Source organism: Desulfuromonas sp. TF, from assembly GCF_000472285.1.
In the GTDB taxonomy this organism is placed as follows: Bacteria; Desulfobacterota; Desulfuromonadia; order Desulfuromonadales; family ATBO01; genus ATBO01.
This window is the reverse complement of the sequence record NZ_KI421415.1, coordinates 5,403-16,145: the sequence shown is the minus strand read 5'-3', so window position 1 is coordinate 16,145 and position 10,743 is coordinate 5,403. Positions and strand designations below refer to the sequence as shown.

The 10,743-nt window shown below is 60.6% G+C and carries 8 protein-coding genes and 1 pseudogene; 7 read left to right on the top strand and 2 right to left on the bottom strand.

The genetic code is table 11. From position 1 onward, the window contains the following. The first annotated feature begins 128 nt into the window (after positions 1-128). From DTF_RS0105840 to DTF_RS0105805, 7 genes are all read left to right on the top strand, one after another. Complete coding sequence (locus tag DTF_RS0105840; RefSeq protein WP_027714569.1) at positions 129-1,730, top strand: MFS transporter; 1,602 nt, start codon at positions 129-131, stop codon at positions 1,728-1,730. 9 nt (positions 1,731-1,739) lie between these two features. After that, on the top strand, positions 1,740-2,180 hold the full coding sequence (locus DTF_RS0105835) for a PAS domain S-box protein (protein ID WP_035055934.1): 441 nt from the start codon (positions 1,740-1,742) through the stop codon (positions 2,178-2,180). A 322-nt stretch (positions 2,181-2,502) separates the two neighbouring features. Further along, positions 2,503-3,165 (top strand): DUF502 domain-containing protein, encoded by a 663-nt coding sequence (locus tag DTF_RS0105825; RefSeq protein ID WP_226989192.1) that lies wholly within the window; start codon positions 2,503-2,505, stop codon positions 3,163-3,165. A gap of 366 nt (positions 3,166-3,531) precedes the next feature. Beyond that, positions 3,532-5,193 carry an AMP-binding protein gene (locus DTF_RS0105820; RefSeq protein ID WP_027714566.1) on the top strand — a complete coding sequence of 554 codons (1,662 nt, stop codon included), beginning with the start codon at positions 3,532-3,534 and terminating at the stop codon, positions 5,191-5,193. A 156-nt stretch (positions 5,194-5,349) separates the two neighbouring features. Then, positions 5,350-6,540 carry a Xaa-Pro peptidase family protein gene (locus DTF_RS0105815; protein WP_027714565.1) on the top strand — a complete coding sequence of 397 codons (1,191 nt, stop codon included), beginning with the start codon at positions 5,350-5,352 and terminating at the stop codon, positions 6,538-6,540. Between the two features lie 100 nt (positions 6,541-6,640). Next, the gene (locus DTF_RS0105810; protein ID WP_027714564.1) at positions 6,641-7,198 is read left to right on the top strand and encodes a nitroreductase family protein; all 558 of its coding nucleotides are present in this window, start codon (positions 6,641-6,643) and stop codon (positions 7,196-7,198) included. 50 nt (positions 7,199-7,248) lie between these two features. Next, positions 7,249-7,641, top strand: a complete 393-nt coding sequence (locus DTF_RS0105805; RefSeq protein WP_027714563.1) for a TM2 domain-containing protein — start codon at positions 7,249-7,251, stop codon at positions 7,639-7,641. Positions 7,642-7,798: 157 nt separating this feature from the next. Here DTF_RS0105805 and DTF_RS0105800 read toward each other — a convergent pair whose 3' ends face one another. Together DTF_RS0105800 and DTF_RS27080 are read right to left on the bottom strand one after the other, a co-directional pair. Continuing rightward, positions 7,799-9,340, bottom strand: coding sequence for a R3H domain-containing nucleic acid-binding protein (locus DTF_RS0105800; protein WP_051360979.1), 1,542 nt, complete (start codon positions 9,338-9,340; stop codon positions 7,799-7,801). A gap of 122 nt (positions 9,341-9,462) precedes the next feature. Then, positions 9,463-10,743, bottom strand: a pseudogene (locus DTF_RS27080) (excinuclease ABC subunit A); the annotation flags it as partial.

The window sequence follows — 10,743 nt, the reverse complement described above, 5'->3', positions numbered from 1 at the left end:
CATACCTGATGTATGCCTTCGCCCCTGAAAAACCACCAGGCCTTGTAGGACGAAATTTTTGCTTAGCCATCTGAGTTTTTACGAAGCATTAAAAATTGAATTCGGAAGCACTGAAAGGAAGGAAAAAAATGTCGAATCTTTATAAATGGGATGTCGAGGACGAACATTTCTGGGAAACCGAAGGGAAGAAGATCGCCACCCGCAACCTGTGGATCTCCATTCCTTGTCTGCTTTGCGGGTTCGCCGTCTGGCTCTACTGGAGCATTATTACCGTCCAGATGCTGAATCTGGGTTTCCCCTTTTCCCAGTCCGAGCTCTTCACCCTCTCGGCCATCGCCGGACTGTCCGGGGCCACCCTGCGGATTCCGAGCTCTTTTCTGATCCGTATCGCCGGCGGCCGCAACACCATCTTCTTCACCACGGCGCTGCTGATGCTCCCCGCAGTCGGCACCGGCATCGCCCTGCAGGATATGTCGACTCCGATCTGGGTCTATTACATTCTTGCCCTTCTCTCCGGCATAGGCGGCGGCAATTTCGCCTCATCCATGTCCAACATCAGCTTCTTCTTCCCTAAAAGAGTCCAGGGGACTTCTCTCGGGTTGAACGCAGGCCTGGGCAATTTCGGAGTCACCACCATGCAGATCCTGATCCCCCTGGTGATGACCGCGGGGATTTTCGGCGGCGATCCGATGACTCTGATCAATACCAGCGGCACGCTCATCGGCAAAATTCCCGCCGGTACCGAAACCTACATTCACAACGCCGGATACGTATGGCTGGTCCTGCTCATTCCGCTGGCCTTCGCCAGTTGGTTCGGCATGAACAACATCACGATCGATGCCGTCTCACCCCACATCGGCTCCCCCCCCCACGCCTTCGCCAAAATCAGCGGTCTTCTGCTGATCGCCTTCATCACCGCCGCCGCAGGCCTCTACGTGCTGCTTCCCGCCCCCGTCGGACTCGGTCTGCTCAGCAAGTGGATCGTGCTGCCGCTGGTCATCGCGGCGACCGTTTTCGGGATGAAATACCTCACCTCAGGAGGATTGCGGGCCAACCTGGAGCGCCAATACAAGATCTTCGGCAACAAGCATACCTGGGCCATGACCATCATCTACACCATGACCTTCGGCTCCTTCATCGGCTATTCCGCGGCCTTCGCCCTTTCCATCAAGGTTATCTTCGGTTTCTCCCATATCATCGTTGACGGGGTGATGACCCACGGAACGGCCAATCCGAACGGTCCCAGCGCTCTCATGTACGCCTGGATGGGTCCTTTCATCGGCGCCCTGATCCGTCCCGTCGGCGGCAAAATCGCCGACAAGCTCGGCGGAGCCATCGTCACTCAATGGGTCTCCATCGTCATGATAATCTCGGCCTTCGGCTGCGCCTACTTCATGAAGTCCGCCTACGCCTCGCCGACTCCGGAAAAGTTCTTCGTCCCCTTCCTCATTCTCTTCATCGTTCTGTTCGCAGCCACCGGTGTTGGCAACGGCTCCACCTTCCGCTCCATCGCCATAATTTTCGACAAGGAGCAGGCTGGACCGGTCCTGGGCTGGACTTCCGCCGTGGCCGCTTACGGGGCATTCATCATTCCCCAGGTCTTCGGAGAGCAGATCAAGGCGACGACTCCGGAATACGCTCTCTACGGATTCGCCGTATTCTACCTCCTCTGCCTGATCCTCAACTGGTGGTTCTACACCCGCCGGAACGCCTACATCCAGAACCCATAAGGAATCGTAATGATGATACCCCTGAAAGACAATACTTTCCGACAGATCATCGAAGGAGCACCGGATGCGATCATGCTGGCCGACCGGCAGGGGATCATCCGCCTGTGGAATGCCGGGGCCGCCTCTCTTTTCGGCTACTCGTCCGAGGAAGCTCTCGGTCAGAGTCTCGACCTGATCATCCCGGAACCGATGCGGGCCCGGCACTGGGAAGGGTATCACCGGGTCATGGCCACGGGTGAAACCGTCTATGGATCGAAACTTCTGGCGGTTCCGGCCGCCCATCGCGACGGCCACCGCCTCTCCGTCGAATTCTCCATCGTCATGCTGCGCGACGATGACGGAACACTGGGGGGGATTGCGGCCATCATGCGCGACGCCACCGAACGCTGGAAAAAGGAAAAGGCGCTGAAGGAGCGTCTTGCCGAGCTGGAATCCGCCATGGCATCCTGACCTGCTCCTTGCCTTCTCTGGAGATTGCCGTAAACTTTTAGAATGAGACATCAGAGGAGGTTCTTATGAAGGATGAACGCTGCAGCAGGTGCGGAATGCTATACGCTGAGGATGAACTTCTGGTTGCAGAGGACACCGGCGAACGGGTGTGCCCCGACTGCTCCGGCCTTCTGGCCGACGAGGACCTGGGGTGTGAGTACGTCGAAGAAGGTTAGCTGGTGATTCTCGATGCGAATCGTGATACAAAGGGCATGTCTGAAAAGACATGCCCTTTGCCATAGGGCGAGGGATTTCACCCAACGATTCCGGCAGGAGGCGCTTCGTGGAGGAACCGACGTTGACAACCGGCAGGCCGGGCCTGTGGCGGTCGCTGCTCAAACATCTCAAGAACAGGTTCGGCACCGGGTTGTTGGTGGTCATCCCCCTGGGGATCACCATTTTCATCCTCCGCTTCCTGTTTAACCTGGCCGACGGCGTCCTGGCTCCCGCCATCCAGAAAACGGCGCACTTCTTCTTCGGCGAGGGGCATTACATCCCCGGCTTGGGGATGATCGCCGGAATCCTGGTCATCTACGGCGCCGGGGTGGTCGCCACCAACATGTTCGGCCGCCGCCTGGTGGACTACTGGGAACGGCTGCTCAGCCGCATTCCCATCGTGAAGTCCATCTACACCTCCTCGAAGCAGATCCTCCATGTGTTTTCAGCGGGAAAAAACGGCAGCTTTCGCCGGGCGGTCTATGTCCAATTCCCCATGGAGGACAGCTATTCCATCGCCTTCATCACCAACAGTGTCCGTTCCGCATCCGGCAAGAAGTATCACACCGTTTTCATCCCCACCTCTCCCAACCCCACCTCCGGCTACGTTCTGATTCTTGAGGAGCACAGGGTTTATCCCGCAGCCTTCGGTGTTGAAGAGGCGATGAAAATCGTCATGTCCGGAGGGATGGTCACTCCCGAGGTGATACGGGCCGAGAAACTTCAATAGAGGTCCGTTCCGTTCCCGGGGGCAGGTGCATCCACATGATTTGTGGATAGGACTGTGGAAAAGGACCTCAGGCCGGTGTGCGGATGCGAGGGGCTCGCGATATCTGGCCTTTTGCCTAGAAAAAAATCACCCGGCCTGAATTATGTTCACTTTCCAGGCAGAAATGAAAACCGTCAGCCCGATTCCGATGGCATATCAACAGTTTTCGTGTCTTTGGCTTCCGCCGGACATCAGGTCATCTCTACTTTTAAATTTGACGAAAACAATCCGCTGTGATATCAAAAAAACCGGTTTAAAACTAAGCATTTGAAAATCAACATGCAGACTGCTGCCGGTTTTCCCGCCGCAGCACGGAGGATTTGTCCCATGGCCGAGGCGCTGAACTTCACCATGGGCGGATTGCTGGAGGATGCCGCCCGCCGTTTCCCGAACAGGGATGCTCTTGTTTATACCGACCGGGGGCTGCGCTACAGCTACCGGCAATTCGACGACCTTACCGACCGCGTGGCCAAGGGGTTGGTGAGGCTCGGCATTCGCAAGGGGGATCATGTCGCCATTTGGGCGACCAATGTGCCTGAGTGGGTGGTGCTGCAGTTCGCCACGGCCAAGATCGGCGCCGTTCTGGTAACCGTCAACACCAATTACAAATCGACGGAACTTGAGTACGTGCTGAAACAGTCCGATTCCGTCGCCCTCTTCCTGGTGCAGGGGTTCAAGGACACCGATTACGTGGAAACCGTCGGCGAGATCGTTCCCGAAATATGGGAGGCTTCTCCCGGTCGCCTGCTCAGCCGCCGGCTGCCGTTTCTCAGGGACATTGTCTTCCTCGGAGAAGAGGCTCCCGCGGGGATGCTCGCTTATGCCGAGCTGGAAAGGATGGGGGAGGAGATCGGCAATGCCGAACTGGCCCGCATCAAGGCGAGCCTCCATGAGCACGAGGTGATCAACATGCAGTACACCTCGGGTACCACCGGCTTTCCCAAGGGGGTCATGCTCACCCATCACAATATCGTCAACAACGGGTTCAACATCGGCGAATGTATGAAATTCACCGAGGAGGACCGCCTCTGCATCCCCGTCCCCTTTTTCCACTGCTTCGGCTGCGTGCTGGCAGTGCTCGCGTGCGTTTCCCACGCCTCCGCCATGGTGCCGGTGGAGACTTTCGATCCCGAGCAGGTGCTGCGGACCATCGAGGCTGAGAAATGCACCGCCGTGCACGGGGTTCCCACCATGTTTATCGCGGAACTGGAGCATCCGAACTTCAAAAAGTACGACCTGTCCACTCTGCGCACCGGCATCATGGCCGGCTCCCCCTGTCCCATCGAGGTGATGAAGCGGGTCATCAGCGACATGCACTGCTCCGAAATAACCATCGCTTACGGCCAGACCGAATCGTCCCCGGTCATCACCCAAACCCGCACCGACGATCCCATCGAGCTGCGCGTTTCCACCGTCGGCCGGGTCCTCCCCGATGTCGAGATGAAGATTGTCGACATCGAAAGCGGCGCTATCCTTCCGCCCGGCGGTCAGGGAGAGCTGTGTACCCGAGGCTACCTGGTGATGAAGGGATACTACAAGATGCCCGAGGAGACCGCTCGGGCCATCGATGCCGAGGGGTGGCTCCACACCGGTGACCTGGCGGTGATGGACGAAGGCGGTTATTGCCGGATCACCGGCCGCATCAAGAACATGATCATCCGAGGCGGTGAAAACATCTACCCCCGCGAGATTGAAGAGTTCCTGTACACTCATCCCAAGATTTCCGACGTGCAGGTCTACGGCGTCCCCGACCGCAGGTACGGCGAGCAGGTCATGGCCGCCGTCAAACTTAAGAAGGGGGTCGAATGCACCGCCGGGGAGATCCGGGATTTCTGCCGCGGCCGCATCGCCAATTTCAAGATCCCCCGCTACGTCACTTTCGTGGAGGACTATCCCATGACCGCCAGCGGCAAGATCCAGAAGTTCAAGCTGCGCGAGATGGCCATCCGCGAGCTGGATCTCCCGGATATCGCGGCAGCTACGGCTTGAATGCAATGGATACACCACCCGTTCGCTCCGCTCACTGGAGGCACGGAGAACATAGAGAAAAATCTTCTCGGGAATATGGATTTCTCCGTGTCCTCTGTGCCTCTGTGGTGAAAAATTAGTACTTTATTCTTCAATCTGATTCTCTCGGAGGAAAAAATGCGAATCACCCCCGCCAGCGAGCTCAAGGACCGGTGCCAGAAACTACAAAGGCTGATGCAAGATGCCGGACTCGACGCCGTTCTTCTCTTGCAGAACGCCGATCTGTTCTACTTCACCGGCTCCATTCAGCAGGGGGTTCTCTATGTTCCGGCCTCGGGCGAGCCGGTCTATATGGTGCGCAAGGAATACACCCGGGCGCGCATGGAGTGCGGCCTGAAGGAGATCGTCCCTTTCAAGAGCCCGCGCAACATCCCCGAGATCCTCTCCGATTTCAACCTGCCGCTGCCGAAGAAAGCCGGCATGGAACTGGACGTCCTCCCCGTAGCCCTCTTCGGACGTTTCCGGAACGTGCTCCCCGGCTGCGAGATCGTCGACGTCTCGAACCTCATCCGTACCGTGCGCTCGGTTAAATCAAGCTATGAGATCGAGATCATGAAGGATGCCGCCCTCCAGGTTGAGAAGGTCTGCCAACGGGCCCGGGAGGTGATCAAAGTGGGCATGACCGATCTTGAGCTGGCTGCCGAGCTCGAGTATGCCGCCCGCAAGGCCGGCCACCAGGGGCTGGTCAGGATGCGCGGCTTCAACTCGGAACTTTTCTATGGACAGGTCTTCTCCGGCCCCGACAGCGCCGTGCCGGCCTTCAACGACACACCCCTGGGCGGTCTCGGGGTGAATCCTTCGGTGGGGCAGGGGCCGAGCTACAAGCGCATCGAGGCGAACGAGCCGATCGTGGTGGACTTCACCGGCGCCTTCGACGGCTACCTCGTCGACCAGACCCGCATCTTCTGCGTCGGCGGCCTCCCCGACCTGCTGCTGAAAGCCTACGACGACATGGTCAAGATCGAGCAGCACGCCAAGCAGATCGCTCTGCCGGGGATCGCCTGGGGGGCGGTGTATGACGAGTGCCACCGGATGGCCGTGGACATGGGCTACGCGGAGCACTTCATGGGCTCGTCGGGTGCCCAGGTTTCCTTCATCGGCCATGGCATCGGCACCGAGATTGACGAATACCCCTTCATCGCCCGCGGCTTCTCCGACCAGCTCCTCGAAGAGAACATGACCTTCGCCTTCGAGCCCAAGGCCGTCTACCCCGGCCTCGGCGCCGTCGGCGTGGAGAACACCTTCTGGGTCGCCAAGGACGGCCTCAAGCACATCACCTTCAGCAGCGAGGAGTTGGTGGTGCTGTAAGGTTCACGGTTCAAGGTTCAAGGATCAGAGATCGGGTGTTTTGACGATCAAGCAGGAGTGAATGCATTCCGCCCAATCTGATAGAAAAAGGAGAACCGCAATGGACGTCATGGAAGCGATCCGTACCCGGAGAAGCATCCGCAAATTTAAGAATAAACCGGTGGAGGAGGAGAAGCTCAGGATGGTACTCGAGGCGGCCCGCCTGGCGCCATCCTGGGCCAACCTGCAGTGCTGGCGGTTCGTGGTGGTGAAGAATCCTGAAGTTCGAGGGAAGATCAGCAACCTTTCCTACGTCGAGGCCTTCTTCGCCCCCAAAGGGTACAAGACCAATCCCGCCAAGAAAGCCCTGGCCGAGGCGCCGGTGGTCATCGTCGCCTGCGCCGACTCCGAGCTGTCGGGGGAACTAGGGGAGCAGCACTATTACCTGACAGATATCGGGATCGCCGCCGAGAACCTGATGCTCGCCGCCCATGCACAGGGGCTGGGAACCGTTTTCGTCGGGGTCTTCGACGAGGAGAAGGTCCGCGATCTCCTCGGCATCCCCGCGACCATCCGCATCGTCGGGCTCTTTCCCCTGGGCTATCCGGAGGGGGAGAATAAGGAAGGACCTTCGCGCAAGCCGCTGGAGGAAATCGTCTTCGAGGAGAAGTGGAGATGAGAGGCCCCGAGGCCCGCGGACTATACTGATTTCCAAAGGAAACAAACGTCATGAACACCCACAGCAAGGCGATCGGCTATATCCTCTGGATTTTCGGCTTCATGGGCGCCCACCGCTTTTACTACGGCCGCCCGGTGAGCGGCACCATCTACTTTTTCACCCTGGGGTTGTTCTTCATCGGTTGGATCGTCGATCTCTTCCTCATCCCCTCCCTCGATCGTAGCGCCGACATCCGCTACACGGCCGGTCCCATAGACTACAACGTCGCCTGGATCCTCCTCACCTTCCTCGGCATCTTCGGGGTGCACCGCTTCTATCTGGGAAAGTGGCTGACCGGGCTCATCTATCTCTTGACTGGAGGCCTCTTCCTGGTCGGCATCATCTACGATTACTGGACCCTGAACGGCCAAATCAGCGAGGTGAACGCCTCCTGGAAAGGCTGATGAAAAACGCCCATCTGCGGCGTTGCCCTCATCCCTCGTCAACGACGTACCTTCCAGGTACGCCTTATCCCAAGGGTTTTCGGGCGCCTTGCATCTGGGCATTTTTGATCAGCCTGAGAAAGCCGGCTATTAAGAATCAAGTCAGGGCGGCCCCCCCTCACTCCTCCTCCGGAGGTCGGATAACCAGGTGTCTCTTCGGCTCCTTCCCCGTACTCTGGGCCAGGAGCCCCCGGCCGGCGATGAGCCGGTGCTGCACCTTCCGCAGGGCCGGCCGTCGAGGGGCGAGGGACACCTCCTCCCTTTCCGCCAGGACATGCCTGATGGCGTCCTCGGTCTCCGCCACCATCTCGTGCAGCTCTTCCCCCTCGACCCCCTCCAGCACATGAAAGGTCCGCTCCAGCAGGCGCCGCATTTCGTTGGCGGTGTTGCGCTTGATGTAGTGGAGGGAGGCACCGCTCCCCTGCATCATGCGCTGCAGGCGCAGATCGTCGCTGCGGGAGCGCAGGGCCAGAACCAGATCGGCCTGCTCCGGGCCGCCCACCGTTCGGGCGTTCAGGCCCATGCTGCGGATCACCCGCTCGAGAAGATCGCGGGAGAGGGCGTAGGGATAGATGCGGGCGGGGCCGCGGCGCACCGGCTCTCCCGCCTGCGTGGACGGAGTTCGCTTGTGCTCTTCCTCCTGCGCCCGCACGTGGATCTCGCCACAGGCGGATTGTTCGCGCCGCTCGCCCCGGGGGAGGGTGCCGCGCAGGAGGGTGTCGACCGCCGCCGCAGTGTCGGCATGGACGATGACCTCATCCCGATCCACCATCTCCACCACGATCTCGAAGGTGGGAGGGGCGCGGCGCTCGCTCACCGTCTTGGGGGTGCGCCTCCTCCTCGCCTCCTCGTCGCTCAGGGTCACCACCTGGACGCCCCCCACCAGGTCGGAGAGGGTGGGGTTCTTGATCAGGTTCTCCAGGGAATTGCCATGGGCGGTGCCGATGAGCTGCACCCCGCGCTCGGCGATAGTGCGGGCCGCGACCGCCTCGGCCTCGGTGCCTATCTCGTCGACGATGATCGCCTCGGGCATGTGGTTCTCCACCGCCTCGATCATCACCGCGTGCTGGCGATCCACCCGGGGGACCTGCATCCGCCGCGCGCTGCCGATCCCCGGATGGGGGATGTCGCCGTCACCGGCGATCTCGTTGGAGGTATCAATGACGACCACCCGCTTATGCAGGTCGTCGGCCAGGACCCGCGCCATCTCCCGCAGCTTGGTGGTCTTCCCCACCCCCGGTCGGCCCAGGATCAGCAGGCTCTGCCCCGTCTCGATAAGGTCTCGAAGCAGCTCGATCCCCCCGAAGACCGCCCTGCCCACACGGAGGGTGAGGCCGATGATCTGCCCCTTGCGGTTGCGGATGGCGGAGATGCGGTGCAAGGTCCGCTCGATCCCCGCCCGGTTGTCGTCTCCGAATTCCCCCACCAGGGCCGTCACGTGAGACAGGTCCTCCTGGCTGACCGGCTTGTCGGAAAGGCGCGCAACCGCATCGGGAAACCGTGCCTCTGGCGGCCTCCCCAGGTCCATCACCACCTCGAGAAGCCGCTCCAGCTCCGTCGCCCGGTTGAGAAGGGCCGCCTGCAGTTCGGCAGGGAGTGTGGCGACCAGCAGGCGGATGTCCTCTCCGTGAGGAGATGTCTTTTCCCGGCTGTTTTTCATTTCAGAACCCCCTTATTTACAGGGAATGAAGGGGGATTAAGGGGATAAATTTAAAATCAAGGTTACAGGTTTTATCCCCGCATCCCCTTTATCCTTGTTTAACAGTTTTTGGTATTTCCGCCTCAGCTCGGTCTGTTTCCCGGCGCCCGGTCCGTCAGAAACTCCGCCAGCACCTCCGCCGTATGCGACCCCTTCAGCGTCTTCGCAACTTCCTCCGGCGGCCCCTGGGCCACGATGCGCCCGCCGTCGTCGCCTCCCTCCGGCCCCAGGTCGATGATCCAGTCCGCTTCGGCGATGATGTCCAGGTTGTGCTCGATGACCACTACCGTGTTCCCTTCCGCCGCCAGTCTGTGCAGGACCCGGATCAGCTTTTCCACGTCGGCCATGTGCAGGCCGATTGTCGGCTCGTCGAGGAGGTACAGTGAGGCGTGAGGGGTGAGGGGTGAGGAGTTCTTGGGTGTAACGCGTGATGCGTGACGCGTGACGCGCCGTGCGGGAGTCCGGGCGAGTTCGGTCACCAGCTTGATCCGCTGGGCCTCGCCTCCGGAGAGGGTGGGACTCGGCTGGCCGAGGGTGAGATAGCCCAGACCGACCTCCTGCAGCAGTTCGAGGGAACGGTGGATCTTGGGGTGGGCGGCAAAGAAGGGGACCGCTTCTTCCACGCTCATCGAGAGAATGTCGAAGATGTTCTTCCCCTTGAAGTTGACCAGGAGCGTCTCCGCGGTGAAGCGCGAACCGCCGCAGGCCTCGCAGGTCACCCGCACGTCGGGGAGGAAGCTCATGGCGATCTTCTTGAGCCCCTGTCCCTCGCACTCGGGACAGCGACCCTCCTTCACGTTGAAAGAAAAACGGGCCGGACCCCAGCCGCGCATCCGGGCCTCCGGCGTGCCGGCGAAGAGCTTGCGAATGGCATCCCAGAATCCGACGTAGGTGGCCGGGCAGGAGCGGGGGGTCTTGCCGATCGGCGTCTGGTCGACCTCCAGGACGCGCTCTGTCGTCTCCCATCCGATGATCTCACGACAGCCGCGCAGGGGCGCAGCATGCTGAGCCCCTGCATCCCTCCGGGGACCCAGCAGCGTGCGCAGATTGTCATGGAGGACGCTGCGCACCAGGGTGCTCTTGCCGCTCCCGGAGACGCCGGTGACACAGATCAGCCGCCCCAGGGGAAAGGCGACCTCCAGCCCCTTCAGATTGTGCAGGTCGGCGTTAACGATCCGGAGGCTCGGGGTCTTGACATCCGTGGGCCGCCGCTCCGTCAGCGGGTGACGCAGGGGGGCGGCCAGAAAGCGCCCGGTCAGCGATTCGGGGCTTCGCATCAGATCGTCCACGCTCCCTTCGGCCACCACCCGCCCGCCGTCCACTCCGCCGCCGGGGCCCAGGTCGACCACGTATTCGGCGCGGCG